20 protein-coding genes and 1 pseudogene are annotated in these 25,568 nt (G+C 70.1%); 10 read left to right on the top strand and 11 right to left on the bottom strand.

What is annotated here, in order from left to right; genetic code table 11:
• Positions 1-18: 18 nt before the first annotated feature.
• On the bottom strand, positions 19-2,328 hold the full coding sequence (locus KGQ19_RS26230) for a S9 family peptidase (RefSeq protein WP_212012994.1): 2,310 nt from the start codon (positions 2,326-2,328) through the stop codon (positions 19-21).
• Positions 2,329-2,417: 89 nt separating this feature from the next.
• Between KGQ19_RS26230 and KGQ19_RS26225 the strand changes: the two genes are divergently transcribed.
• Positions 2,418-3,086 carry a TetR/AcrR family transcriptional regulator gene (locus KGQ19_RS26225; RefSeq protein ID WP_212012992.1) on the top strand — a complete coding sequence of 223 codons (669 nt, stop codon included), beginning with the start codon at positions 2,418-2,420 and terminating at the stop codon, positions 3,084-3,086.
• A gap of 68 nt (positions 3,087-3,154) precedes the next feature.
• Here KGQ19_RS26225 and KGQ19_RS26220 read toward each other — a convergent pair whose 3' ends face one another.
• Positions 3,155-3,535 (bottom strand): hypothetical protein, encoded by a 381-nt coding sequence (locus KGQ19_RS26220; protein WP_212012990.1) that lies wholly within the window; start codon positions 3,533-3,535, stop codon positions 3,155-3,157.
• A gap of 346 nt (positions 3,536-3,881) precedes the next feature.
• Between KGQ19_RS26220 and KGQ19_RS26215 the strand changes: the two genes are divergently transcribed.
• Positions 3,882-4,565, top strand: coding sequence for an alpha/beta fold hydrolase (locus KGQ19_RS26215; RefSeq protein WP_212012987.1), 684 nt, complete (start codon positions 3,882-3,884; stop codon positions 4,563-4,565).
• Positions 4,566-4,627: 62 nt separating this feature from the next.
• On the opposite strand, the gene KGQ19_RS26210 is transcribed toward KGQ19_RS26215, so the two are convergent.
• The 3 genes from KGQ19_RS26210 to KGQ19_RS26200 all read right to left on the bottom strand — a co-directional run bounded on the left by KGQ19_RS26210 (position 4,628) and on the right by KGQ19_RS26200 (position 8,129).
• Positions 4,628-6,544 (bottom strand): tetratricopeptide repeat protein, encoded by a 1,917-nt coding sequence (locus KGQ19_RS26210; RefSeq protein ID WP_212012985.1) that lies wholly within the window; start codon positions 6,542-6,544, stop codon positions 4,628-4,630.
• A 119-nt stretch (positions 6,545-6,663) separates the two neighbouring features.
• Complete coding sequence (locus KGQ19_RS26205; RefSeq protein ID WP_212012983.1) at positions 6,664-6,939, bottom strand: DUF4357 domain-containing protein; 276 nt, start codon at positions 6,937-6,939, stop codon at positions 6,664-6,666.
• Entirely contained in the window at positions 6,894-8,129 is a 1,236-nt protein-coding gene (locus KGQ19_RS26200) for a hypothetical protein (protein WP_212012981.1), read from the bottom strand. Before KGQ19_RS26200 ends, KGQ19_RS26205 begins: the two co-directional genes overlap by 46 nt.
• Before the next feature lie 206 nt (positions 8,130-8,335).
• Between KGQ19_RS26200 and KGQ19_RS26195 the strand changes: the two genes are divergently transcribed.
• A complete protein-coding gene (locus tag KGQ19_RS26195) occupies positions 8,336-9,787 on the top strand; it encodes an amidase (RefSeq protein ID WP_212012979.1) in 1,452 nt (483 codons plus the stop codon).
• A 140-nt stretch (positions 9,788-9,927) separates the two neighbouring features.
• Here KGQ19_RS26195 and KGQ19_RS26190 read toward each other — a convergent pair whose 3' ends face one another.
• Positions 9,928-14,670, bottom strand: a complete 4,743-nt coding sequence (locus KGQ19_RS26190) for a HEAT repeat domain-containing protein (protein WP_212012977.1) — start codon at positions 14,668-14,670, stop codon at positions 9,928-9,930.
• Positions 14,671-14,706: 36 nt separating this feature from the next.
• Here KGQ19_RS26190 and KGQ19_RS26185 point away from each other — a divergent pair, with 36 nt between their 5' ends.
• Together KGQ19_RS26185 and KGQ19_RS26180 are read left to right on the top strand one after the other, a co-directional pair.
• Entirely contained in the window at positions 14,707-15,837 is a 1,131-nt protein-coding gene (locus KGQ19_RS26185) for a hypothetical protein (protein WP_212012975.1), read from the top strand.
• Between the two features lie 136 nt (positions 15,838-15,973).
• Positions 15,974-16,963 (top strand): CehA/McbA family metallohydrolase, encoded by a 990-nt coding sequence (locus tag KGQ19_RS26180; protein ID WP_212012973.1) that lies wholly within the window; start codon positions 15,974-15,976, stop codon positions 16,961-16,963.
• Positions 16,964-17,014: 51 nt separating this feature from the next.
• On the opposite strand, the gene KGQ19_RS26175 is transcribed toward KGQ19_RS26180, so the two are convergent.
• Positions 17,015-17,881, bottom strand: coding sequence for a hypothetical protein (locus KGQ19_RS26175; protein WP_212012964.1), 867 nt, complete (start codon positions 17,879-17,881; stop codon positions 17,015-17,017).
• A gap of 328 nt (positions 17,882-18,209) precedes the next feature.
• On the opposite strand from KGQ19_RS26175, the gene mraY reads away from it, so the two are divergent.
• On the top strand, positions 18,210-19,283 hold the full coding sequence (gene mraY / locus KGQ19_RS26170) for a phospho-N-acetylmuramoyl-pentapeptide-transferase (RefSeq protein ID WP_212013017.1): 1,074 nt from the start codon (positions 18,210-18,212) through the stop codon (positions 19,281-19,283).
• Between the two features lie 9 nt (positions 19,284-19,292).
• On the opposite strand, the gene KGQ19_RS26165 is transcribed toward mraY, so the two are convergent.
• A complete protein-coding gene (locus tag KGQ19_RS26165; RefSeq protein WP_212012951.1) occupies positions 19,293-20,006 on the bottom strand; it encodes a hypothetical protein in 714 nt (237 codons plus the stop codon).
• Positions 20,007-20,110: 104 nt separating this feature from the next.
• On the opposite strand from KGQ19_RS26165, the gene KGQ19_RS53645 reads away from it, so the two are divergent.
• On the top strand, positions 20,111-20,677 hold the full coding sequence (locus KGQ19_RS53645) for a helix-turn-helix domain-containing protein (RefSeq protein ID WP_498038949.1): 567 nt from the start codon (positions 20,111-20,113) through the stop codon (positions 20,675-20,677).
• Between the two features lie 204 nt (positions 20,678-20,881).
• On the opposite strand, the gene KGQ19_RS26155 is transcribed toward KGQ19_RS53645, so the two are convergent.
• Positions 20,882-21,922, bottom strand: coding sequence for a GRP family sugar transporter (locus tag KGQ19_RS26155; protein ID WP_212012947.1), 1,041 nt, complete (start codon positions 21,920-21,922; stop codon positions 20,882-20,884).
• Positions 21,919-22,596, bottom strand: a complete 678-nt coding sequence (locus KGQ19_RS26150; protein WP_212012944.1) for an HAD-IA family hydrolase — start codon at positions 22,594-22,596, stop codon at positions 21,919-21,921. The genes KGQ19_RS26155 and KGQ19_RS26150 overlap by 4 nt, the downstream gene beginning before the upstream one ends.
• A gap of 57 nt (positions 22,597-22,653) precedes the next feature.
• Here KGQ19_RS26150 and KGQ19_RS26145 point away from each other — a divergent pair, with 57 nt between their 5' ends.
• Both KGQ19_RS26145 and KGQ19_RS26140 read left to right on the top strand, forming a co-directional pair.
• Positions 22,654-23,844, top strand: coding sequence for an ROK family transcriptional regulator (locus tag KGQ19_RS26145; RefSeq protein WP_212012942.1), 1,191 nt, complete (start codon positions 22,654-22,656; stop codon positions 23,842-23,844).
• A gap of 6 nt (positions 23,845-23,850) precedes the next feature.
• The gene (locus KGQ19_RS26140; RefSeq protein WP_212012940.1) at positions 23,851-24,798 is read left to right on the top strand and encodes a phosphotransferase family protein; all 948 of its coding nucleotides are present in this window, start codon (positions 23,851-23,853) and stop codon (positions 24,796-24,798) included.
• Positions 24,799-24,869: 71 nt separating this feature from the next.
• On the opposite strand, the pseudogene KGQ19_RS26135 reads toward KGQ19_RS26140, so the two are convergent.
• Positions 24,870-25,064: pseudogene (locus tag KGQ19_RS26135) on the bottom strand (aminoglycoside phosphotransferase family protein); the annotation flags it as partial.
• Positions 25,065-25,157: 93 nt separating this feature from the next.
• On the opposite strand from KGQ19_RS26135, the gene KGQ19_RS26130 reads away from it, so the two are divergent.
• A partial coding sequence (locus tag KGQ19_RS26130) for a winged helix-turn-helix domain-containing protein (protein WP_212012929.1) occupies positions 25,158-25,568 on the top strand: 411 nt, incomplete at its 3' end.

Here is a 25,568-nt window from a genome sequence, read left to right as displayed (position 1 = left end):
GGGAGGGTCCTTTCCACGTCAGCTGAAGAGGGCTTCGAGTAGTTCCAGGGAGAGCGGGACGTCCGCCAGCCGGTAGCCGGCCGGCGGCTCGCGGTGCATGAGGTGGCGCACCAGGTAGTCCCAGCGGCGGCGGGTGACGTAGCTGTTGCGGCCCAGGAAGCTGTGCTCGGCCCCGGGGACGATCAGCAGGTCGAAGTCCTTGTTCGCGGCGATCAGCGCGTCGACCAGGCGCATAGTCAGGTGCGGCGTCACGTTGTCGTCCATGTCGCCGTGGACGAGCAGTAGTTTCCCGGTCAGGTTCCCGGCCAGCTCGGTGTTGGACAGCCGGGCCCCGGCGTCCGGGTCGAACGGTCCGTCGTAGGTCTCGGCCCACAGCGCGTGGTAGAGGCGGTTGTCGTGGTTGCCGGCCTCGGCCACGCCGACCTTGTAGAAGTCGGGGAACGCCAGGAGGGCGCGGGCGGTGGTGAATCCCCCGCCGGAGATGCCGAAGACGCCGACCCGGTCCAGGTCCAGCCACGGACGGGTTTGCGCGAGTTGGCGCAGCGCCGCGACGTGGTCTTCGAGCGAGCCCGCGCTGCCCATGTTGCGGTGGGCGTGGTCGTGGAAGGCTTTGTCCCGGCCGGGAGTTCCGCGGCCGTCGACGGCCAGCACCGCGAAGCCCAGCGCCGCCACCGCCTCGGCGTCGTAGCCGTACGCACCCGGGTCGAAGGAGGCCGCCACCCGGTGGATCTGCGGGCCCGGGTAGGGGTGGTCGATCACCGGGTAGCGTTGCGCGGCGTCGAAGCCGTGGGGCTTGTAGAGGACGCCGTAGATCTCGGTGACGCCGTCGGCGGCCAGGGTCCTGACCCGTTCCGGCGGCGTCCAGCCGACGGCCAGCAGCGGTGTGATGTCAGCCTGTTCCAGCTCGACCAGCACGGCTCCGCCCCGGTCGCGCACGGCGATCCTCGGCGCGGTGTCGACCGTGGACGCGGAGTCGACGAACCAGCGGCCGTGTTCCGGCGCGGTGATCACATGGTCCAGATCGTCGTCGGTGAGCTTGGCGGTCTGGCCACCGTCCAGGCCGACCCGGACCAGCGACCGCCGGTACGGGTCGGCCTGGACCAGCCCCGAGACGACGGCGTACACGACCCGTTCCGCCTCGTCGACGTGCACGATCTCCTGCACCGCGAACAACCCTCGGGTGAGCTGTTGAACCATCACCCCGTCCTCGTAGCGGTACAGGTGCCCCCAGCCGTCGCGCTGGGAGTACCACAGCGCCTCGCGGCCGCCTGCGAGCACGTGCACGATCGGCTTCTGGACGATCTCCTGCGCGGCCTCCACCCGCGTGTCGCTGTGCTCCTCGATCAGTGTGCGCACCTCGCCGGTCGCCGGGTCGAGTGCGTGGAGCCGCAATGTCCGCAGGTCACGGGGCTGATCCAGGTAGTAGACGGCCGCGCTGTCCTTGGCCCACCACGCCTTCTTCAGCGTTAAAGGCGACAGGTAGGGCAGCAGGAACGGGTCGGTCTTGGCGGGTGTCGCGGTCCGGGACCCGACGTCGAAGACGATCCACTCGCCGCGGGCCACCGGCTCGCCGGGGATCGGGTAGTGGTAGCTGCGCAGGCGCGGCCGGCCGCCGTCCGGCGGCACGGCTTCGATCAGGTGCATCAGGGCGACATCGCTCTGGTCGGTGCGGTGGGTGAGGACGCGCGCCGAGTCCGGCGACCACAGCAGCGCCGGCGGCATCTCCGGAAGGCTGAGCTTGCCGAGCAGATGCGTGGGGGCCGCCGCGTCCGGTTGGGCCGCGTAGCTCCGGTCCGCGGTGCCGTCGGTGGTGAGCGCGAACTCCTCGCCTGTCTCGGCCGAACGCACCCACAGGTCGTGGCCGCGGCGGAACGCCGCCCACTTCTTGTCCGGCGAGGCGACTTCCAGCGGTGAGGCTTTCACGTGCTCCTCGTCCCGCGTGCACTGGTAGTCGGCCAGTCGGCAGGTCCAGCGCGCGTCGAACGCGTCGAACGCGATCGTCCCGTCCGTAAAGTCGGTGAAGTCGGTGAAGTCGGTGAACTCGACTGTCCGGAACGGCAGCGCGTACGGCTGGACCGGCTGCCCGGCGGCGGACGCCAGCGCGGCGGCGAGCCGTTCGGGGTCGAACGCCGGCCCCCGGGTCCCGGCGGCCGGGTCGACCAGCACGAACTCGCCGCCCCGCTCGGTCTCGACCCGGTACCAGAACCTCTCGCCGCCGCCGATCCAGACGGGCTTCACCTTGGCCCGCAGGGCGAGCCGGGATCGGTTGTGCAGAAGCAGGCGCTCAGCTCGGTCGTAGGCAGTGGTGGGCAGCGCGTCCGCGGACATCCGGCCTCCTGGAATCGGTCTCGATCCAGGTACAGTACAGCGTACGGTACATTGATGGAGTTGTGGTCTCGAACGAATCAGGAACCCCGATGTCGTCGCCCAGGCACAAGACAACGCCCACTCGCGCACCCCGCGGCACCCTCAGCCCCGAGGCCATCGTCCACGCGGCGATCGAACTGATCGACCGCGACGGACTGGACGCGGTGACGATCCGCCGGCTCGCCGACCAACTGGGCGTCCGCCCGATGTCGCTCTACACACACTTCCGCGACAAGGACGCGATCCTCCTCGCGGTCACCGCGGAGCTGCTGAGCCGATTCCAGTGGCCCGACCCCGACCTCGACGACATCGCCTGGCTCCGGCAGGTGATGCACGCCTACTTCGAGCTGTTCATCACGCACCCGGCCATCCTGCAGATCAACACCCCCTCCGACGGAGTCGGCGAGGTCGAGGCCCGCATGTCCGAGCAGATCTACGCCCGCCTGGCGCGACTGCGGGTCGACCACCGGACGGCGATCGGCCTGCTGGCCACGCTGATCCGCTTCGTCCTCGGCTGCGCCACGCTCTACCCCGTCCGCCGGGCCTGGGACGAAGACCCGCAACACTGGGAACGGGTCCGCCAACAGTGGGCCCGGCTCCCGGCCGAGGTGTACCCGGCGATGCACGCCACCACCGTCGACTTCCCGACCTTCACCCAGCGGGACGTCTTCGAGTTCGGTCTCGACGCCATCCTCGCCTCGCTCCCACGATCGCCCTGACACCGTGGAGTGCGTCGTATTCCGGACTCGCCTCTACCACGGACATTTCGCCGCCTCGCCGTCGCAGGTCACCTGGGTCCTCTGGCCGGCAAGAGCAACGCGCACAGGACTACGGGCAGCGGCAACGATGTTATCGAAGCGCTCGGTGACATAGTCAGCGTCGTAGCCGGATTATCCGGCAAGGTGGTTGAGGCGTGGCCGGCGACGCTGTCTCGGGGAAGGGGAGGAAGTCCCAGCTCATCGAGCACGATGGGGAGCAGTTCGGGCACCTCCAGGTCGGCCTCGTTGGCGGTCAGCGCCGCGAGGATGCCGAGGGTGGGGCTGTCGAGTCCGGCGACGAGGGCGTCGCAGGCGACCCGGACGACGTTCTGGGCCGCCCCACGATGCCCGACGCTCCACAAAGCGGCGGCGTCGTGCAGGCCAACGGCGGCGGTTTTGGTGGGCGTCATCTGTCTATGGTTGCTTGACCGGAGTGTCGGAGTCGATGCGGTTTCCCGGCCTGGCGATCTCGGCGGAGGGTTCCAGAAGCCGCCGTGACCTGAGGACTTGGATCCGGACAGCGACGAGGCCCGCGACTGGCTCCCCAGACCTGCGGCTACGCACCAGATGAGGCAGTCGGCCAATCCGAGATCACTGATTCTTCAGACTGATTCTTAGCCGCTCGCGCCGTGGTGCACTACGAGTGCACTACATGTGAACCACGAGTGGGTCAGCCGCCCGCAGTCAGCCAGTCCTGAGCGCACCTTCCTCAACACGCGCGTCGCGGCCCGCCTGGCCCGCGCATAGGCTGCCGCCGTGACGGACGTGATCATTCTGCACGGCGCGTGGCACCAGCCTGCCCACTACGACGGCCTCTCCGACGAGTTGCGCTCACGAGGTCTGCGCGTGGAGGTGCCCGATCTCTACGAGCTGTCCCTGGCCGATAGCACCGCCCTCGTCGAGGACATCGTGGCCGACGCGGACCAGGCCCCGCTGGTGCTCGGGCACTCCTTCGGTGGGGTCACGGCCGCCACGGTGCGCGGCACTGCCGGAATCGTCTTCCTCACCGCCTGGCTACTGGACGCCGGCGAGTCACCGGCCCAGCTCCTCGCCGAGGTCGAGCAGCACGACGGCGCCCCGCCGAGGGGGCTGGCCCTGGTTCCCGACGATGCCGGCCGCCTGGGTGTGGACCCCGCCGATGCCCGGGGCAACCTCTACGGGGATGTGGATGACGCCGCGGCGGCGCGCGCCGTGGAGCTTCTGCGTCCCGAGCCCGCGTCGATCTTCGCGGCGGCCCCGAGTCGCGTGAGCTGGCGTGACGTCCCGTCGCTCTACATCGGCGGATGCGAGGACCACGCGATCCCCGCCTCGCTCGTCGCCCGCTTCGCAGCCCGTTGCGACAGCTCGCAGACGTGGCAGTGCAGCCACTCGCCGTTCCTGAGCCGGACCTCCGCCGTCGCCGACGTGGTTCACCAGCGGCTGCGCTCCGCGCGACGGTGATCGGGCGCGCGGGCCGATCGCTACATCACCGCGTCCGATCACAGTTCATAGTTCACAGTCGCCTATCCGTCCTTGCGGCGCTTCCACCTGCGAAGCAGCGACTCCTTCAGCTGCCCGACATCGGTCGCGTCCGCCGCCTCGCGCTCCTCGGCCAGCGCCGTCCGTGCCTGACGCGCGATCTCGGGGTCGACGTCCGGGCAGATCAGCAGGATGCGCGCGAGTGGATCGTGGAGCTGAGTCGGACGCCGGCCGACGGCCTTGGCCGCGTGCAGGTACCGCTGCCCGATGACCTCGGCGACTTCGGCGCGCTGAGCCGGGAAGCGCCAAGCACTGACGCACAGGGCGAACGCGGCCGCCTCGACGGTCCAGTCTTCGGGCCCGAACAGCAGGCGAAGCAGGAGCGCGCGCCGCGCGGACTGTGGCCAGGGCTCGTCGGTCCGGTGGTGCAGGATGCCGACGCATACCCAGACCTGGGCGAACCGCTGCCAGTTCAGCGGGTGTTCGCGCCCGATCGCCACCCATGAGGGCTCCCGCGGTGCCGGCATGTGGGCGAGCAGCCCGAGAAGCGCGGTGGTGTCCAGCGCTCCGAATCCGGCTGCCTTGTCGTAGGCGACCAGCGGATCTGCCCAGATTCCCGTGGCGATGGTGTGTACGACTTCGAGGGCTGCCGTGGATGGCGGTGGAACTGTCGCGGTGGCCTCGGTGCCGTCGTAGCTCCACAGCGGCGACCCGAACTCCGTCGTTACCGGGACGCGTGGGTCCGGTTCGATCACGGGCCCCACTTCGATCGAGGCTTGGGGGAAGCGGGCGCGGTGCAGGCTCATCGCGGTCGGCGCTTCAAGGGAGGTCATGTATGACCGAACGGACTCGATCCGGCCCTCGCCCGATTCCTCGATCCGCGTCAGTTCCCCGTAGCTTGCGCAGATCGCCTCGGTCGGTGGCGGAACCATCCTGAGCCACGGCGCGCCGTCGCAGGCTCGCGAAACGCAGCGGCGGATGTAGGACGAGTCCGGGTGCGCCGCGGACAAGTCGGCGAGGGCTATCAGGGGTGCGATGTCCGCGACAAGGTCGACCGGATCGCCGTCGGCGCGGAACTGGGCCGCCAGTAGTGCGGCTCGCGCCTTGGGCGAGGAGCCGTTCAGCGCCGCGGCGCGCTCGGCCCAACGCTGAGACTGGGCGAAATCACCCTGGTCGAACGTGATGTCCGCGAGGTCGAGCATGAGATCGGCATTGGCGGGCTTCCTCGCGCTGGCCCGTGTCCAGGCCTCGATCGCCTGGCTGGGCTGTCCGGCGTCGCGGTAGGCATATCCGAGCATGATCAGCGTGTGCTGTGATGCCACCCCCTGTGATTGCTTGTCGCGCTCCTCGGCCCTCCGGCACCAGTCGATGGCGTCCTGATGCGCTCCGAGCCGCCTGGCCAGGGCCGAGGCGGCACACAGGACGTCGGCACGTAGGCCTGGGCGCGATGCGGCAGTGCGGGCCAACGCCAGCCACGGCGTAAGCGCTCGTGCAGTCTCGGGCGGCGCCGGGTTGCCGATCGCTTTCCAGACGGCGGTCACGGCTTGGCCGATGGAGATCTCGGGGAGCGATAGCGCCAGGTCTGGGCTGAACCACGGCGCGGCAGCCCACGGTTTGGCCGGGTTGGCGGCGACCAGGGCACCGAGCAACTCCACCGCGTCGGATACTCGTCCCTGCCCCGGAAGGAGCGCGGTGATCGCGGCGGCGTTCCCGGGTGCGACGGAGGTGCCGTCGCCCTTGAAGAGCTCGCACGCCGCCTCGAACGATCCGGCGGCGTCGGCGAGTTCACCGAGGCACGCGTATGCGGATTCGGCGGCGGGTTCGTGCGCGAGGGCCCGGCCGAGATGGACGGCGGCGTGGGCGAGGTCGCCGGATGCCAGGTTGGCTCGGCACCGCCGCACCTCAAGCTCGGCATGATCGCGATCGGACCCGCCGCCACCGGCTTCGCCTATGTTCGCCACTGCCCCTCCAGCCACGGCTGCGGATCACGGCATCCGCGAGCGGGAAAGCATACCGATCAACTACGTCGCGGCGGGACAACCTGATGAGACATTGCACGGACGCGCCATGGATCCAGCCGCTAACGGTCCGTTGCGGCGCGCTGCAGACGGATCTCTTTGAGGGTGCGCCCCTCGGTGGTGCGCCACTCCTCCTGGCCGTTGGCCGAACCGCCGACCAGGACGGAGGCTGCCGCCGACGGCGAGGCGAAACGGAAGTCGGCGGTCAGGACGAGCCGGCTGGGGTCGTATCCGCACGGCACAAGGATCTGCCGGGCGATCAGGTTCTCGCGCTGCCGGGCGTAGTCGCCGGTCAGGGAGGCGGTGGCTGTCGCGCGGGCGGTCGAGCCCTCGAACACGGTAAGCCCGGTACCCGACTCCCGGCCGCGGGCGTCGGCCCCCTGCCTTTGATGAACAGGATCTCCTCGGCTGCGTCCCGGTACCAGGACAGCACTTCCTCGACGGCCTCGACGCCGTCGGCGGTGAGCGGGATCGTCGTGGGGGCGTCGGTCCGGTCCGCGGCGGCGTCGGCGGCGTCTACTAACGCCTCGATCCGCTCGCGCAGCTCGTCGCGCACCACCACGTCTGACAGCAGCGGGCGGCCGGCCAGGAGCTGGGCCGGGATCTCGATGCTGCCGGGTCGTCCGTCGTGGGTGAGCACCGACATCTGCCATGACTGCGGGCTGTCCGGGGCCGAGACGATGAGCGTGGCTTTCGAGGTGGCGCGCTCGGGCAGGTGGTAGTGCAGGTCTGCGCCAGCGGCGGCCCAGTCACGGAGCAGTCTGATGACGGCGTCGACGGCGGCGGGCAGGTTCCAGGCACGCAGCCGTTTCCGGAAGGAATCCCGGTCGGCGGCGTCGTCAGCGGCACCGGGCGGCATGTCGACGTCGGGCCCGAGAACCTGGGTGATGGCCAAGCCGAGGTGGTTGATGAAATCGATCGCCTCGGTCACGTCCTGTGCGGTGATCCCGGTGCGTTCGGTCAGGCTGCCGTCGATCAGGTCGGTGCGGTGCGCGATCCGGTTCCGACGCTCATCGACGGACTTGAGCCGGTCCTGGACGCCCTTGGAGTCGTGCCGTCCCGCGGGAAGACCCCAGGCGTTGAAGACGTCCGCGACGCGCTCCCACAAAACCACGTCCGTGACCAGCCGAAGCGCTTCCTTGATCCGGTCGGGTTTCAGCAGGGTCACGAATTCCAGCTTGGCGGTTGCCGCCGCCTGCACGGCCTGCGGAAGTGGAAGCTTCCCGAAGTGCACGTCCTCCAGGGCGCCGACTGGCAGCGGTAGTTCGCGGAACCAGCGTGTCCGGTCGGCGTACTGGTCATCGGCGATCGCGGCGATGCGGCGGTAGAGCTCCTCGTGCAGCCAGTGGTCCAGCGCGCTCACCCCCTGGACCCAGGCCGCGCGGTACAAGTCGTCGTTCGCGTCGGGCTTGGCCATCGGCAGCTGGCTCAAGGCCAGACCGGTGTCGACTATCCGGCGGGCGTAGTCCAGGTTACGGGTGAACGCCGCGAATTCCTCGGTTGCCGGCGGCGTTGCTATTGCTGCCATGCGCGTGTGCCAATCTCTGCTGTAGCGCCGCCGGGCTAGGTCGCCGCGACCACGGGTGATCGAATTTTTGACATCGTGCCACAGGGGTGGCCTCGGCGGTCGCGCGTCGGCCGCGGGGGGAAGACCACGATGGGTATTGAGACATCCAGCCCGTTGTGCGAAAAGGCATTTTATGTCCTCTGAGGCAGGCCGCTAGCTTCGGACCCATGGAATCGACTTATCAGACGGCCGAAGAACTCGCAGCCGCGTTGCGTGCCGGTGAAGTGACCTCGGTGGAGCTGACCGACGAGGCGATCGCCCGGATCGAGCGGGACGACGAGGCGATCAACGCGATCTGCGTGCCGGACTTCGATCGTGCTCGGGATGCCGCACGCCGGGCCGACCAGGCGCGCGCCCGTGGTGAGCAGCGGCCTCTGCTCGGTATTCCGGTGACGGTCAAGGAGTCCTACAACATTGCCGGGCTGCCCACGACCTGGGGTATACCGGAGTACCGGGACTTTGTGCCGTCCGAGGACGCTGTGCAGGTGTCGCGGATCAAGGCTGCCGGGGCGGTGGTGCTCGGTAAGACCAATGTGCCGTTGGGGCTGCAAGATATACAGAGCTTCAACGAGATCTACGGCACCACCAACAACCCGTGGGATCACACTCGTACGGCCGGCGGGTCCTCCGGCGGGTCGGCGGCGGCGCTGGCGTGCGGGTTCGGCGCGTTGTCGATCGGTTCTGACATCGCCGGTTCGCTGCGGACCCCCGCGCACTTCTGCGGTGTCTACTCACACAAGCCGACGCTCGGGCTGGTGGCCAACCGCGGCATGGTCCCGCCGACCGCGCCGGCGTTGCCGTCCGATCTCGACCTCGCCGTCGTCGGCCCGATGGCGCGTACCGCCCGCGACCTCACGCTCCTGCTCGACGTCATGGCCGGGCCGGATCCGCTGACGCTCGGCGTCGCCTACGACCTGAGGCTGCCTGCCGCGCGGCACGAGCGGCTCGGTGACTTCCGGGTCTTGGTGCTCGACGAGCATCCGCTCATCGCGACCGGGTCAGCGGTGCGGGAGGGCGTGGACCGGGTGGCCGCCGCGCTGGTCGACGGCGGCGCCCGGGTAGAGCGGCACAGTCGGCTGCTGCCCGACCTGGCCGAGGCCGCGAGGCTCTACACGCAGTTGCTGCTCTCGGGCACCCGCGCGCGTTTCCCCATCGAAGCGCTGGAGGAGCTGCGGGCGCGCGTCGCCGCACTGCCCGCGGACGACCAGAGCCTGAGTGCTGCGCGGCTGCGCGCCGTGGTGTTCAGCCACAGCGACTGGATGGAGGCGAACAGCGGTCGCGAACTGCACCGGCATGGCTGGCGGCAGTTGTTCGCCGAGTTCGACGCCGTGGTGTGCCCGATCACGCCGACGCCCGCGTTCGCGCACGACCACACCGCCAACCTGTTGGAGCGGCACATCGACATCGAGGGCGCCGAGTACCCGTACCTCGACCAGATCGTCTGGGCCGGTCTGGCCACCATGCCCGGCCTGCCCGCCACCGCCATACCCACGGGCCTGTCCTCCGAGGGCCTGCCGGTGGGGGTGCAGCTCATCGGGCCGATGTTCGAGGACCGCACGCCGCTGCGGCTGGCCGAACTGCTCGAGGAGGCGATCGGCGGCTTCCAGGCACCGAAGTAGGTAGAGCCCTGTCAAACCGACGCGGGTAGAACCCTGTCAGACCCTGTCAGACCCTGTCTATCGGGCTCGGGCAGGGTCCGCGGCAGCCCGAGCCCGTGCTGCGGCTGCCGGCACCGCTGGCGCTACCGCCGCTACCGCCGTTACCGCTGTCCCGGAACTCCGATGTCCGCAGCCTCGATCCGTTCCAGCACCGCGGTGTAACCGCCCCGCTTGTCGGGGCGGGCGTGGCCGGCGGCCCGGCGCAGGGCAGGGACTGCCGGGGCGCCGATCCTGGCGAGCCCGGATGCGGCCTCGGCGCGGACGGTCGGGTGCGGATGTTCGAGCAGGGCGACCATTGCGGGGATCGCCGGTTCCCAGCCGGCGTGGCTGAGCGTGCGGATCGCCATGCGGAGCACGTCCGGTTGCGGGTCGGTCAGCAGGATCGCCGTGTGCCGCAGGTAGGTGTCGCGGTCCAGGAGGCGGCGTGCGGTGCGGTGCGCTTGGAGCCGGACCTTGGGCTTGGGGTGGGTCAGCAGCTCGGCCAACAGGTCTTGCAAGGCTTGCGGGTCTTGTGGTTCCTCCGGGTCAGGGCCCTGGCCGGTTTTGTCGACAATCGGCATCTCGGCCAGGCGCAGCAGTGCCCGGCGGATCTGATCTGGCTGCCCGGACCTGGCAAGGCCGAGCAGTTCCGCGCGCGAAGACCCGTGCGACGGCTTCGGGACCTGCGCGTGGTCACGCAGCACCGTCAGTGCCGCGACGTCCTGCTGCTTGGCATCCGGGCCACGCAGCGGACCGTCGATGAGAACGACGCTGTCCGCAAGCGCTGCCTGCCCTTCGGACCGGAGCCGTTCACAAAGCCCGGTCAGAAGCGGAGTACGGAGCAAGGGGCGCCCTGACAGCAGCTCAACGAAGCCCCACTCACCCGCCTCCAGACGGCTGCTAAGGACCTCTGCCAGAAAATCCCCGTCGGCGCGCCGCAAGAAGCCCCGCACCTGTTCACGGACGACCGGCGGACCCTGCTGCCACCAGCCCAACAGCAGCGGGACCAGGACTTCCGTGTCTTCCGGGCGCAACTCCCAGGCCGCGCTCAGTACCCTGTCAGGTCGGATCCCGTCGGCCCGCAGTTCCGCCCCACTGAGCGTGCGCACCGCGCTGACTAGGACGACGTCGGCATCCACGTCGATCCGATCGCCCAAGTCGATCTCGCCACGCAGATAAGGCCGCAGCAAGGCAAGCCCGATATCGGGCTCGGGCCACGTCCGCAGGATCCGGGCCGCGCTATCGCGGCGCTCGCGATCCGGGGAGGCCAACATCGCCAACAGCCGCTCCCGCTGCGCGCCCGAGCGCGGCTGGTCGAGATCGTCGGCGCGCGGAATCCGCGCTGCCGGCATCGGTGCGCGGGCGAGTTCGGCGACCGTCCAGGACGGCACGTCCAGAGGCTGGATCGCGAGCATCCAGTCAAGAAGACCGGCACGGGCCTGCGCGCCGGCGGATGCGAAGACGTCGATGAGCGCGGCAAGACGGTCCGGGAGAGCAGGCACGGCATCGGTGCGGCGACGGAACGCTTCCAGCGTGTCCCGGGTGCGGATGGCAGTGACCAGATCGACGCGCCAGGACTCGGCGGCAGTGGCGCGCGCCTGGCTGTCTGATGCGATCTCTGAGGTGGTCCCGGTGAAGGCCTCGCGCAACACGGTGGCCTCGGCGCGCGCCGGATCGGGGCAGAGCCTGGCCGCAGCGAGGGCCTGGTCGACGTCGGCGAGGAGCAGCACGGCGTCGCAGGCGCGAAGCAGCGTCACAGTGGACTCAGCTGCCGTAGCCGCGGAAGTGGCTGGCTCCAGCGCGCGCACCACGTCGACGACCGCCATTTTCTCGACAGCGGACAGCCGCGGGGCGATGGCGGTCAACACTGCGATGAACCAGCCGCTGTCACTGCTCGCAGCCTGAGCCAGGCCATCGCGCAGGACCGGCGCGCAGCGAGCGAAGCACGCCAGGTCCCCGTCAGACCAAGGCGCCGGGAACAAGTGCGGCAGCCGAGCCCTGACCACGGGTTCGTGATCAGCCAGCCGTAACCAGTCGGTCAGCATCGGACGCAGCCTTTGCAGCCACTGGCTGCTAGGCGGGACCGGTGCCTCGGCTATCCGGAGCGCGACCGCCGGATCCCAGACTGCGGCCAGCAGGGCCCTGGCGGCCCGGTCGGCGTCGGCGCTGGGTTGCGGACGCTCCCGGATCGGCTGTTCGATGCCGTGCCTGGCGAACGCCGACGTGAGCACGTCGACCGGGCCCGCTGCCAACGAGATCTGGCGCGCCGCCACCAGGGCCAGCAGCGTCGGCACGAGCGTGGAGCCTTGCTCCTCCAGGGCCAGCACCGAGGACGCCGACAGTTCGCCGTCGAGCCCGCCGAGCAGCAGTCGCCGGGTTCGGTCGCCGCTGGCGGCTACGGTTGCGGATTCGCTGTCGGATTCGGTTGCGGATTCGGCGGCCGCGAGGAGCGTCGCTGCGTAGGCGGTGCCGAGTATCGCGCGCAGAGCGTCTGTTAGTGAGGCGCGCAAGCCCGGGTTGTCGTGGTGCCCGAGCCAGAACAGGCACTTGGGTACCGCCTCAGGCGTACCCGCCAGCACCAGAGCCTCGGCGGCGGTCTTCTTGATGTTCATGGTCGGGTGGTCCAGGCAGTCGGCGATGGCTGCGGCGGCCCAACGTGCCTCGGCCTGGCCCAGTGCCAGCAGGGCTTGCCGGACTGTCGGCGCGTCCCCGGCGGACGTCAGCTTGATCAGGGTCGCCGACAACGCCTGCGCGTCGTTCCCGGTGCCGTCGCCGATGAGCAGTTTGATGGCGTGCTTGCGGACGTGCTGATCGGGGCTGCGTAGCAGGCGGGGTATCCGAGGGCGGGTCTGCGGGCTGGGCACCCGGACCAGGAGTTCCAGCAGGATCGCCTGTTCGGCGGCTGACATTCCCGGCCGGTCCAGCAGGTCCAGTGCCATGGACGCGACCAGTGCGTCGCCGGCGGCCTGCGGCGTCGGCGCGTCGAGCAGACACGACGGCCTGATCTTCCCGCGGGCGTGGAGCCGGCGGCCCATGTCCCGGACGGCGTTCACCACCTCTTCGGGGACCACCGGTTCGCCGGTCTGGGCTTCGCTGTCGAGGCGCCAGCCGGCGGCGCCGGGCTCCCACGACGCCACCGATGCCGATGCCGCCAACTCGGCGACGATCCGCATCAAGATGTCGGCGATGACCGGCACCGTGCCGACGCCGCCACTGGCCGCGAGCCGGCACAGGCCCGCGACCGGCTTGTCCGGGTCCAGATGCGATCTGAGCAGCACCAGCTCGCGCTCGTCCGGGCCGCCGAGGTCGGCCGCGATGCGCGGCGGCAGGTCGGCGGGATCGAGGCGGTCGAGCAGGGCGTGGCGCCGGCCGAGGTCACGGGTCAGGTGCCACAGGATCTCCAGGGCCTGGTTCCGGTGCGGACGCAGGTGGGGCGCGATACCGGCCGTGCCTTCAGACTCGCCCCCGCCCACGCCGCCGCTGCCCTCGCCCGCACCGTCACCCACATCGGCACCGGCACCCACATCGGCACCGGCACCAGCACCGGCATCTTCGTCCTCGACCGAGGCGAGTGCGGGCTCGAGTCCGAATCCGAGGCCTGCCCACAGCGCTGCGACAGTCCGGCGCGCGCCGATGGCCTCCAGGGTGCTCAACGCGGCGGCGGGCGCCGTGGGCAGCAGAGCGATCACTGCGTCTTCGGCGTCGACGTGGCGCAGGGTTCGGATCGCGGCGAGGAAGGGTTCGGGTCTCGGGGCGTGCGGCAGGATCCGGGCGATCGCCTCGCCGACGGGGACCTCCCCGCGGGCCTGGCTGTCGAGCGCGATCAGCAGGTCCAGGCGTCGGGGCCAGGTCGGGTCGTCGGCCGCTACGGCTGTGAGCTGCCGGAACGCCATATGTCGGCTGGTGAACAGGATCGTCGCGGCATCCTGCGCTGCAATGGTGTGGTCGGCCAGCGCGATGCTGAGCAGCCCCGGGACGTCTGGCTCATCGAGGAAGTGTCCACGCCGGTGCAGGCCGCGCAGGCACTCCAGCACCGGGGTGCCGAACAGCAGCGGGTCTTGTGCGGCGAGCGTGATCAGATCACTGATGTCGATACGGGTCGCCAGGTCGCCGAGCAGCTGCATGGCTAGGCGTCGAAGGGAGGACGGCAGGGCGGGATCCTCGACGACGTTCCAGAGCGTGTCCCGGTGCCCGTGACGTGCTGCGGCGGCTAGGGCGGCGTCGGACACGAGGCCACCGGACAACAAGCCGGCCGGCAGCGGCTCCAGCGCGGCCCACGGTTCGGCGAGCAGATCGAGGGCGGAGATGACGACGCTGTCATCGCCGGACTCGAGCAGGCCGACCGCCTGCGTGCGGACCAGCGCGGGAGACAGACACGCCGCATACAGGCCCTCCCGGGCCAGCCGCAGTGCCTCGCGCTGCAACACCGGGTCGGGGCTGCCGGCCAGCTCCGCCACAAGGCGGTCGGGACGGCGCGCGCTGGTGATGGGTAGCTGGCGCAGGGTCTGGTAGAGCAGTTCTGCGCGAGGTTCGGTGCGGATGACGGCGGGTTCGTTGAGGACTTCGGCGCGCAGCCAGGCAATACGGACGCGCATGGGGAGGTCGGCTGTGCGCCAGTCGGGCCAGCGCGGTTCTGCGTGGCGGTGGTGCCACAGGCGTTCGTAGAGCCCGGCCAGAAGGAGCGCCGACTCGGGCCGTTCGGGCTGCTCGGGCCGGTCCGGCCGCCCTTGCACGGATGACGGCAGCGCGGCGGCCAGTTCGGCGAGTTCGATCTGGCTCGGGGCCGGTTCCGTCAGGAGCCGGTCGTGTATCTGGTCCAGCTCCACGTACGTCGTCACCTGCGTGATGCTAGCCAGGAGGCTCATCGCTTCTCCAGCGGCTTTCTCCCGTACGCTCGGGGTATGACCGCGCAGCGCGGAGCCCTGCCGTACGTGTACCGCATCACCAAGTACGACCCGGCCGAGCGTGACGAACACGGCCACTACGTCGGCGCCGAGGACTCGGTCAGCGACCACGGGGCCGTGGAGGCCGCGTACCTTCAGGCGGTGGCGGCGTTCGCGGCATCGACCGGGATCGATCGCCTGGCCATCCGCGAGCCGGGCCTGGCGCCGGGCTTTGCCCACTTCGGGCTGGAGCCGGCGGTTGAAGGCCATGGGCTGACCGGACTGTTCCCGCCGGACTTGGCAGGCTTCCACGACGGCGCCGAGGTGTCGGTCGAAACCGGCGTGGAGCTGGTGCGGGCCATGCTGCGGGACAACGGGGCGTTCTGTTCGCTGGAGGTCGAGGACAGATTCTTCGTGCACATCGGCTGGGACCAGTACATGTACCTCGGGAGCACCGAGCCCTGCGACGATGCCGTGGCACGCACCCGCGAGCTCGGGTTGTTCCCGGAGCCGCTGGCCGCCTCACCGTATGAGGACGCCTACGAGGACGCCTACGACGAGACCGGCGTGCAGCGGCCCGCCGACGCGGACTTCTGGGCCCGGCTGCACACGTCGGTGGCCGACGGCGAGGCCGCGATCCTGGAGGAGAGCCACCTGCTGAACGTCTCCCGGTGGCACCGCCTCACCAGCCGCAATCTCGACGCCGTGCGCGCCCGACTCGCCCCCCGCGCGCGACTGACCGTCTGGCCCGACCTGTCCACAGACGTCACCGCAGCCCTGGCCGCGCTCCCTGACCAGGACACCGTGGAAATCGTCTGGGAGAACAGCGACGGCCGCATCGCCAGCACCATCGCCGACGACACCCAGTTCGAGGCGCTGACAGCCACCCGGCTCGCCGACGCGCGCGCGATCGCCGTCCTGCCCATCACCGAAGACGACCGCCGGCCGCTGTTCACCGCCGTCCTGCCGGACGCCGACGGCGTGCTGCGCGCACGGTGGCGCACCACCCCGACCGCGAGCGACCGCACCTGGGCGCGGGAGCGTGTGCCCCTGCCGCTGCCAGCGCTGCAAGATGATCCATGCCTGCGGCCAGCCGCGCCGTCGCCGCGCGACTCGCCGCCCACGCCAAGGCCACCCGGCCGGCACTGAACTGGATGAGCGCTGACCCCGCGGCCGTGCCGATACCCAAACCGTCCACCGGATCTGGAACCTGCCACGGCGGCCTGCTCGTCGCCACCGGTCAACTCGACGCCTTCCTGCTGCACCCCACGGCCTTGGAGAACACATGCCGGAACCAGATTTCCCCCCGACACGGGCTGCTGGGCGCGGCCGCGGCTGGTACCGAGGCGACCTCCACGTGCACTCGGTGTACTCCGACGGCGAACTCACACCGCAGCAGCTTGCCGCCGAGGCCCGGGCAGCGGGCCTGGACTTCCTCGCGACCACCGAGCACAACGCCTCCGACGCCCACGGCGCCTGGGGGCAACATGCCGGTGACGATCTGCTGGTCATCCTCGGCGAAGAAGTCACCACCCGCACCGGGCACTGGCTCGCACTCGGCATACCCGCCGGACAGGTCATCGACTGGAACTACGGAGTACGCGAAGAGATCCTCCAACGCCATCTAGACGAAGTCCACAGCACCGGCGGCCTGTGCGTGGCCGCCCACCCGCACGCGCCCTACGCCTCCGGCACGTTCATGTACCCGTACCAGGGCCTGGACGCGGTGGAAGTGTGGAACGGCCCCTGGAGCTCAGAGCTGCCCTGGCAAGCCGACAACGAGACCGCCCTGGCCGAATGGGGCCGCGCCCTGGCCGCCGACATCCACCACGAGCGGTGGCGGCCGGCAATCGGCAACAGCGACACCCACCTTCAGAGCCAGATCGGCATCGCACACACCGTCGTACTCGCCGAAGAACTCAGCACCGACGCGATCCTCGCCGGCATCCGCGCCGGCCACAGCTGGATCGCCGAATCAGCCGCTGTCGAGCTATCCCTGACGGTCTCAGCCGGCAATCACACCGCCGGGATCGGCGAGCGGTTGACGACCGGCGGCGAACCGGCCGTGGCCCGGGTGGACATGCGCGGCGTGCCCTCCGGCGTCGTCAGCTTCCACACCGTGCAAGGCAAGATACACAGCGCACCGCTACCCGACACAGGCGAAGGCACCGTGCAGTGGCACACCACCGCCGCGGAATCAGCGTTCATCCGCATCGAGGTACGCCACCCCGAAGGACGCATGGCCGCGCTAAGCAACCCCATCATCCTGACCTGAACACCCAACACCGGCCAGTTCCGCACACCGACCAGCTCCACATCCCCCGCATCAAACGGCGCGCGCCAGGCCTGCGACCAGGCTCGCCGCCCGCTCGTACCTGCGGACCTCGCGCGCGGTGGACGCCGACTGCTCGGCTGCCTGGCTCCGCACCCGCTCGCTGGTCGTGACGAGCCGGAAGACGACGGCGCGCGCCACGTACTGAAGGAAGCCGGGTCCGCGGTCGGACATGAGGTCACGGACCAGGCCGGCATCGGCGCCGTGCCAGATGAGCGCGTCGCCGACGACGATCGCCTCGCCGAAGGCCGCGGGACGCCAGTACGGCGAGAAGTCGATGACCGCAGGGGGCAGGCCTGCGCTGAACAGGACGTTGCCGGTCAGGTCGCCGTGGATCAATTGGGGTGCGGGTTGGTGCGTGACCTGGGCCGATCCGGGAAGCGGGGTGATCAGCGCGGCCAGGTCGTCGTAGCTCGCCTGAAGACCGGACACGAGGTCCGGCTGCCGTTCCTGCCAGGCCACGTAGTCGCCGGTCTGCCACCAGTTGGCACGCCGGTCCAGGAAGTCCGGACGCGGGGCGGTCGCCAGCGCACGATGGAAGGCCCGCCCGGCCTCGATGATCTCCAGCCAGCGGGGCTCGGCCTCGTGATCGGGTTCCGCTCCCGGCACGTAGCCGGACGCGGTCCAGCCAGCATGCTGCCAGGCGCCGGTTGACGCCCGGAGGGGCCGACTGACCCGGAAGCCGTCCTCGACGATCCCCGACATCGTCTCGCCGAGCCAGTCGGTGAACTCCCGGCCGTCGGCCGGCTTCAGGACCGCAGCGCCGACCCGGACGGACCGCCCTTCCCCGCCAGGAAGCGGCACTACGGGGCCGGAAAGCCCGAACGCCTCGAGAACTTCGGGTCCGGGAATGCTTGCCACCTGATGTCCTTCGCCTCGGGGATCGGGGAGCTCGTCGGCCGGGGAGCTTGTCGGCCGGGAGCTCGTCGCCGCACGGGCTCCAGCAGCGTGATCACGCACCGCAGTCCCGCACCGAACATTAGGATGCAGTCACTCTTTTGACCACGCCGATTCGGCCGGCTGCGGGGGCCGACGCGCGACCAGCCGAACCGAAGTACGGAGCCTGATGACGTTCCCGCACTCCATAGCCGCCGCAGCCTCAGCTGTTCTTGGATCACCACCGCCGAACTCAGGCACGGGCACGGGCATAAACCTGGGGCTGGGCACGGCCCCGGCCGGGCACCTGCAGATGCGCGGCGTCCTGTACTCCGCGGGCTTCGCCCTCGTCTTCACCTTCGCCGGCACCCCGGCCGCCATCAAGATCCTGACGCGCCTGGGCGTCGGACAGCAGGTGCGGACCGACGGCGTCCAGGCACACCTGGCCAAGCGGGGCATACCGACGATGGGCGGCATCGTCATCGTCCTGGCCACGCTGCTCGCCTACGTCGCCACCAAGCTCGTCACCGGCCAGGGTCCGTCGGCGTCGGGGGTGCTGGTCCTGCTGCTGATGACCGCGATGGGTGTGGTCGGCGGAGTCGACGACCTGCTCAAGGTGTTCCGGGGACGGTCGCTCGGGCTGCGGGCGCGCGCGAAGTTCGTGGGGCAGTGGGCGGCGGCGATCGTCTTCGCGGTGGCGGCGCTGCACTTCCCGAACAGCCACGGCTACCACCCCGCCTCCGCCCACATCTCGTTCTACCGGGACACCGCACTGACCATCGGGCCCATCCTGTTCGTCCTGTGGGCCGGCTTCCTCATCGCCGGCGCCTCCAACGGCGTCAACCTCACCGACGGCGCCGACGGACTCGCCGCCGGGGCCTGCACCATGGTGTTCGGCGCCTACGTCTTCATCGGCGTCTGGCAACACGGCCAATCCTGCGCCGCCGTCGGACCCGCCGGCCCCCCGGCCGGCTGCTACCAGGTCCGCGACCCGCTCGACCTGGCCATCGTCGCCGCCGCGATCATGGGATCCTGCTTCGCGTTCCTGTGGTGGAACACCGCCCCGGTCCAGATCTTCCTCGGCGACGTCGGCTCCCTGGCCCTCGGCGGAGCCCTGGCCGGCCTGGCCATCTGCACCCGCACCGAGCTGCTGCTGGCCCTCATCGGCGGACTGTTCGTCATGAACACCGTCTCAGTCGTCCTGCAAGTAGCCTCCTTCCGCTACCGAGGCGGCAAACGCATCTTCAGGATCGCGCCACTGCACCACCACTTCGAACTCGTCGGCTGGTCCGAAACCACCGTCGTCGTACGGTTCTGGATCCTGTGCGGCCTGTTCGTCATCGCCGGAATCACCGTCTTCTACGCCGGCGGGACCACGGTCCGGTAGCGAAAACCGTCAAAGACCCGCTGGGAACGTGTAGCTCTGAAACGGAACCACAGACCCGACATCAAGCTGGATGACGTCGTGCGCGTTCAGCGCGATGGCGCGCGGGTCACCGGACACCGTCTTGCCGTTCACGAACGCCGTGAGCTGTCCGTGCGCGGGACCCACCTGGCTGGTGGTCAGTGGCTGGCCCCACATGTCGAAGAACTCACCGAGGGTGAACTGGACCTGGATCGGCGCTTCCATGTGGATGATCCCGGACTGATCGTGCGTGTGCAGCCAGTAGATCGCCTTGCCGCCCTCGGCGAAGGGGTTGCCGTCGGCGTCCGTCGTCATCTGGTACGGGCGCTCGATGCCGATGCCGTACGGCAGCTGCTTCTGCTGGCCGTTCACGTAGATCTGCAGATGCGCGTGGATGTGGAACGCCAGCTGCTCCATCGCCCCGCTCTGGATGCCGTCGACCGGCGCGCCGGTCAGCTGACCGGCCGGGGCGAGCGTCGCCGACGCGGGCGGGGACGCCGCCTTCGCCGTGCCCGAGCCCGAGCCCGAGCCCGACGGCCAGAACGCGACCGCCAGCGCCACGGCACCCACCACGAACGTCGACACGCTGCTGGCGATCATGACGCGGCGGTTCCGCTCACGACGGCGCTGCTCAGCCCGGAGCCGTTCGGCCTTCTGGCGCGCGTTCTCGGCGCGGCGGGATGCGGATGGTCTCTTGTTCGGCATGCGTACCAGCAGACGATGCGGATTTTTGATCTGCAAACGGGAACCCGGCCGCTGTACAAACCGTAGACAATTCTGACGGCGTGAACGTATGAGGAGGCATCTCGATGGGCCGACTGGAGAAACAGCTGGACCCGCAGTCCGGACCGGTGGCACGGCTGGCAGTCGACCTACGCGAACTCCGGCGCCTCGCCGGCGCGCCGACGTACCGGGAGATGAGCAGGGCCGCCGGCTACTCGCCGTCGGCGTTGTCCGCCGCGGCGAGCGGAGCCGGACTGCCGTCGGTCGGTGTGCTCACCGGATACGTGCGGGCGTGCGGTGGCGACGTCGAGGCGTGGTGCCGGCGGCGGGCCGAGGTCGCGCTCGTGGTCACTGCTCCGGTGGCCGCGGTGACTACCGTAACTGCGGTAGCTCCGATGGTTGCGCTGACTTCTGCTGCTGCGGTTACAGAACCAGCTACAGCAGCAGAAGTATCGGAGCCCGTGGCTACGCCACGTGTTCGGTCCCGCAAGTTGTCCTTCAGCCGACGTGCCGCCGGGTTGGTGGCGGCGGCGGTCGTGGGTTCGCTGGCGACGGTCATGCCGATGGCGATCTGGGGCGCACCGTCCTGCATGACCTCCGATCACGGCCGGCCGGTTCCGGCGGCGAGCTGCCATCAGCTTTCGGCGCACTGATTTCGGCGTACTAAGAGCACGTCACTGCACGGAGAGCGTGGGCACTACTCCCCCACGCTCCACCGCGACTCGCCTTGGTTTTAGGAGAAGAGTGCCGCCGAAGGCGGCTCCCTAGAGGTTGTGGGAACGGGATCGGGACTATCTAGTTCTGAAGAAGTTTAGGGCCCGTTATCTGAGGCATAGTCGCGGAGAGAACGCATAGAACTACCGCATAGCACCGATAACCGTTCCCCCAACGCCAGCCAGCAGAATTCCCGCGATCGCCGTCTTGGCGGCCTTGGACCCCGGCGCCGGCACCTTGAAGACCCAGATACCGACTCCGGCATTCACCAGCAGACTCAATTGAGCGATCGTGAACCCGACTCCGGTGCCGACCCGGCTGACCAGCCCGAGGAGGGCCACGCTGCCGATGCCGAACAGGAGGCCGGAGCCAAGCAGCACGCCCAGAGGACGCGGCGTCAGCACCACCAGACCACCCTCACGTGCGGCAAGGACGGCCGCCGCGACGAACATGCCGATGGCCAGCGGGAAGTTGCCGAGTTGGGACGGCACGTGGGCCCACTGCGCGGGAATGAAGTACCCGCCCCACAGCAGGCCGGCCCCGAGAGCGTAGATCAGCCCGATCCGGTGGGCCCGCGGCTGCGCGTCAGCGGTAGCGGTAGCGGCACTGGTTGTGGTTGTGGTGTCGGCCGGTGCCGCGACAACGGTCGCGATAGCGGTGGCGGAAGCACCACCAGCGGGGCCGAGTGCGGGCCCGGGAGCAGCGCGACGATCACCATCGGCTGTCGCAGGACCGTTCTCACTCGAACCCTGCGAGCCGATGATGAGGAACACGCCCGACAGCACCAGCACGAGGCAGCCGCCCAAGGCCGCGTACTTCCCCGCGCTGAATCCCTTGAGCTCGCTGAACAGCAGCGCCCCGAACACGAACGCGACGATGATGTTCAGCGGAGTCCACGTACCCGCCGCCCGCGCCAGCCCGATCCGCTCGGTGGCCCGGAACGCGCAGAAGCTACCGAGCGCCCACACCATGCCTCCGGCCAGCGGCAGCCAGAACTCCTTCCAGCCGAGACCGACCTGCCCCGCACTCCCCCCGACGAACAACGCGATCGTCGCGAAGACGAGATTGCCGGCGGTTACGGAGAACGTCCTCGTGGACTGCTTCGCTCCCGGCACCGCCTGCGCCACCGGGATCCATGAGCCCCACGACACCACGATGGCGAGCGAGAGAAGCAGGGTGGTCATGCTTGTGGCTCGGTGGTCGGCTCGGCGGTCGACTCGCTGACCGATTCGCTGATCAACTCTATGACGCGGCGCAGGCCGTCGATCTGTATGTCGCCGGGGACGCCCTTCAGCGCCGCGACCGTCGCCCCGGCCGCCCGGCCCGCCGCGACGCCGGGCTCGGCGTCCTCCACGACGAGGCAGTCCTCGGGCGCGACGCCCAGCAGCTCGGCGGCGCGCAGGTAGCCCTCCGGATCCGGCTTACCCGCCTCGATATCGTCGGTGGTGATGAGGATCCGAGGGCTGATGCCGGCCGCGGCCAGCCGCAGCTTGGCCAGGCGTTGATCCGCGCTGGTGACGACGGCCCAGGGCAGGGCGCGCGCGTCGAGGAAGGCGATCAGCTCGTGGGCGCCGTCGATGGCGACGACGTCGGCCAGGTCGTCGTACTGCAACGCCAGCTGCTGGGCCGCGGCCTCGGCGATCGCCGCGGGGTCGCTGTCGGTCAGGATCTTGGCGATGGTGGCGTCCGCCGGGTGGCCGGGGGCGATGGCCAGCGGGACGGCCGGGTCGACGCCGTACTGTTCCGACCAGGTGATCCAGGCGCGGTCGACGGCGGCGTCGGAGTCGACGAGCGTACCGTCCATGTCGAAGAGCACGGCCGCGATCTTCAGGGGGTGGGTGCCATGGGAGGCGGGCATGTGGCGCTCCTGTCGGGTAATATCCTCGATGATCGAGTTTAAAAGGGAGCAGGTCGGATGACAAGAGCCCGCGACGCCCGGTGGTCGGGTGCGCTCGGGGTGCTGGACGAGGTCCGGCGCGCGCCGGGCGGCACCCGGGCCGAGGCCGCGCGCCGGCTGGGGCTGGGCAGCGGTTCGGCGACGGAGATCACCGCCCGGTTGCGGGCGCTGGACCTGCTTGACGAGGTGCCGGCGCCGGCGGTCGGGCGCGGGCGGCCGACGACCCGGCTCCTCCCCCACCCGCGCGGGCCGCTCGTCGCGGTTGTCGAGGTGCGTTACGAGGGGTGGCGGTGCGCGGTGTCCGGCATCGACGGGCGTCCTTCGACGGTCCTGGCCGGGCCGCGTCGGCACGGCACTGAGCCGCAGGTCGTCGGGGAGATCGCTGATGCGCTGCGGGATGTGAAGCGGCGGTATGGACGTCGGCTGCGCGCGGTGTCGGTCAACGCGGCGGGGGTGGTGCGCGACCGGCGCCTGGTGCGGCCGACGACGCTCGGGTGGGAGCCGACCGATCTGACGGCCATCCTGCCGGATGAGTCCACTCCCCTGGTGATCGGCAATGACGCGACGCTCGCCGGGCTGGCCGAGGCGCGGGGCGGCGCCGGGGTCGGGGCCGGGACCGTGCTGTATCTGACTGTCGAGGTGGGGTTGGGCGGGGTGCTGGTGATCGACGGCGTGCCGGCGGTCGGGGGAAGCGGCGCCGGCGGCGAGTACGGGCATATGCCGTTCGGCGATCGCTCGCGGCGGTGTCCGTGCGGAGCGCGTGGGTGTTGGGACAACGAGGTCGACGGCAGGGCTTTGGCTCGCCACCTCGGGGTCGGACAGCCTGACGATCCGCGGGCGTTCGCTGTCCAGGTGCTGGAGCGGGCTGAGCGCGGTGGCGATGCGGACGCCGTTGCCGCGGTGCGGCGGGTGGCCGACGCGCTCGCCTGCGGTGTTGCCGGGCTGGTCAACGCGCACGATCCGGATGTGGTGACGCTCGGCGGCCTGGCTCCGCTGATCAGGGCCGCTGCGCAGGACGACTTCGATGCGGCGTATCTGGACGGGCTGATGGAGTTCCGGCGGGCCGATCCGATTCCGTTGCGGGCGGCGTCGCTCGGTGATGACAGCGCTCTGATCGGGGCGGCTGCCGCGGGACTGGATGTGGTCTTGAGTGAGGCGGGGCTTGATCAGTGGGCTGCTGATTTCGAGCGTGCCGCGGCGCGGGGCTGAGTCGCAATGGATCTTTCGCATCTCGGCACGATGAATCTCTCGCAGCTCGGCACGCCGATCGGGCCGATGGTCCGCGTCCACGGCGGGTTCGCCAACCGGGTGTACCGGCTGGACACCGACAAGGGGTCGTTCGCGGTGAAGGAGTTGAACCTCGTCGACCGCCGCTGGACCTATCGCGTCGAGGACGTGTTCAGGTTCGAACGGGCGGCCTTCGCCGCCGGCATCCCGATGCCGGAGCCGATCTCGGCCGGCCATCACATGCTCGTCCACCGATGGGCCGAGGGAGAAACGGTGCCCGAAGCACCGGTGCCTGTGGCGTACGCGTTCGAGATCGGTGAGATCCTCGCGCGCGTCCACGCGCTCGACGTGGCGTGGACCCACGGGTCGGCTGAGGAGCCGACGCCACGGGACTGGCCCGAGCTCGCCGCGCGGGCGGCGGCGACCGGACAGCCGTGGGCTGACGAACTCGCCTCCCACGTCGAGACGTTCCTCGCGATCGCCCACTTCGTCGACACCTGCGAACGGCCGGGCCCCGTCGTGCTGACCCACAAGGACGTCCACCCGTGGAACCTGCTCGCCAGGCAGGGCCGGCCGGTGGTGCTCGACTGGGAGCTCTCGGGGATGCTCGACCTGGCCGGTGAGCTCGGCTCGACCGCCCTGAGCCTGGCGAAGGGACCTGGCTTCGACGACATCAGGCCGGCTGTCTTCCGCTCGGTCCTCGACGGCTATGTCGCGGGGGGCGGAGCGCTGCCGCCGTCCGGTCCAGGCTGGTTCGTGTTCATGACCGGCGGCTGGCTGGGGCACACGAGGTGGAACATCCTGCGGTGCCTCGCCGGTGTCGAGGCGAGCACCGGCCCTGACCTCGCGTTGTCGCACGAGTCCGTGCGCAACGGCCTGCGCGGCCTCCCCGACCTGTTCGACCGGCTGCCGGAGCTCCAGGCGCTGCTCGTGTGACGGTGACCCGCCTTGGTGCTTGGCACGCGGCGTAGAGCGCGCCGCGACCCCGGGCCTGCTCAGCCCAGTGCTCACCCCAGCGCGTCCATCAGGGCGGTGACATAGGCGGCCAGCCGCTCCTGCACCGCGCTTGTCGTCAGGTCTGCTCTCCCGGCCTTCCGCCATGGCTGCGACACCGCCTGCACTTCTTCTGAGAGCGCCAACCCGTCCCGCACCAGCCAGTACAGCCGCTCGCTCGCGGTTGCGGCCAGCACCCCGCCGGCCTGCACGGGCGGTGAACGCCTCGTCGTGGTTTAGCGCGGCATCCTATTCCAAGCACATGCTTGACATCTCAGCATGCTGCTTCGATGATTCCAAGCATGTCCTTGGAATCATCGAACGACCCGCGGCCCCCGGCCGGTCAGCGCTGGCTGGTGCTGGACGACCCGACCGTCATCCGCGCGGTGGCACATCCGATCCGTCTCGATCTCATGGAGCTGATGGGACGGGAGGGGCGGCTGACGACCGCGGACGCGGCGCGGGAGCTGGGCATCAGTCACGGGCTGGCGTCGCACCATCTGCGGCAGTTGGCGAAGTACGGCTTCGTGGAGCCGGTCGAGGGCAAGGACAACCGGGAGCGGCCGTGGCGGCTGGTGTTCACCTCGCAGCGGATCCAGGGCACGGATGCCGATGCCGATCTCGCTGACGCGGCCGACGTGTACGAGCGGATCGCCGCGGAGCGGGCGGTGGCGCGGTTCATCGACTGGCAGCGGCGGCGGGGCGGGTGGTCC

Source organism: Catenulispora pinistramenti (assembly GCF_018274385.1).
GTDB classification, from domain to species: Bacteria; Actinomycetota; Actinomycetes; order Streptomycetales; family Catenulisporaceae; genus Catenulispora; species Catenulispora pinistramenti.
This window is presented reverse-complemented; position numbering and strand designations above follow the sequence as displayed.

What these genes read in the sequence shown, in the direction of transcription:
- KGQ19_RS26230 (WP_212012994.1), bottom strand. Translation starts at nt 2,328, where the DNA reads ATGTCCGCGGACGCGCTGCCCACCACTGCCTACGACCGAGCTGAGCGC.
- KGQ19_RS26225 (WP_212012992.1), top strand. Translation starts at nt 2,418, where the DNA reads ATGTCGTCGCCCAGGCACAAGACAACGCCCACTCGCGCACCCCGCGGC.
- KGQ19_RS26220 (WP_212012990.1), bottom strand. Translation starts at nt 3,535, where the DNA reads ATGACGCCCACCAAAACCGCCGCCGTTGGCCTGCACGACGCCGCCGCT.
- KGQ19_RS26200 (WP_212012981.1), bottom strand. Translation starts at nt 8,129, where the DNA reads ATGGCAGCAATAGCAACGCCGCCGGCAACCGAGGAATTCGCGGCGTTC.
- KGQ19_RS26195 (WP_212012979.1), top strand. Translation starts at nt 8,336, where the DNA reads ATGGAATCGACTTATCAGACGGCCGAAGAACTCGCAGCCGCGTTGCGT.
- KGQ19_RS26190 (WP_212012977.1), bottom strand. Translation starts at nt 14,670, where the DNA reads ATGAGCCTCCTGGCTAGCATCACGCAGGTGACGACGTACGTGGAGCTG.
- KGQ19_RS26185 (WP_212012975.1), top strand. Translation starts at nt 14,707, where the DNA reads ATGACCGCGCAGCGCGGAGCCCTGCCGTACGTGTACCGCATCACCAAG.
- KGQ19_RS26180 (WP_212012973.1), top strand. Translation starts at nt 15,974, where the DNA reads ATGCCGGAACCAGATTTCCCCCCGACACGGGCTGCTGGGCGCGGCCGC.
- mraY (WP_212013017.1), top strand. Translation starts at nt 18,210, where the DNA reads ATGCGCGGCGTCCTGTACTCCGCGGGCTTCGCCCTCGTCTTCACCTTC.
- KGQ19_RS26165 (WP_212012951.1), bottom strand. Translation starts at nt 20,006, where the DNA reads ATGCCGAACAAGAGACCATCCGCATCCCGCCGCGCCGAGAACGCGCGC.
- KGQ19_RS53645 (WP_498038949.1), top strand. Translation starts at nt 20,111, where the DNA reads ATGGGCCGACTGGAGAAACAGCTGGACCCGCAGTCCGGACCGGTGGCA.
- KGQ19_RS26155 (WP_212012947.1), bottom strand. Translation starts at nt 21,922, where the DNA reads ATGACCACCCTGCTTCTCTCGCTCGCCATCGTGGTGTCGTGGGGCTCA.
- KGQ19_RS26150 (WP_212012944.1), bottom strand. Translation starts at nt 22,596, where the DNA reads ATGCCCGCCTCCCATGGCACCCACCCCCTGAAGATCGCGGCCGTGCTC.
- KGQ19_RS26145 (WP_212012942.1), top strand. Translation starts at nt 22,654, where the DNA reads ATGACAAGAGCCCGCGACGCCCGGTGGTCGGGTGCGCTCGGGGTGCTG.
- KGQ19_RS26140 (WP_212012940.1), top strand. Translation starts at nt 23,851, where the DNA reads ATGGATCTTTCGCATCTCGGCACGATGAATCTCTCGCAGCTCGGCACG.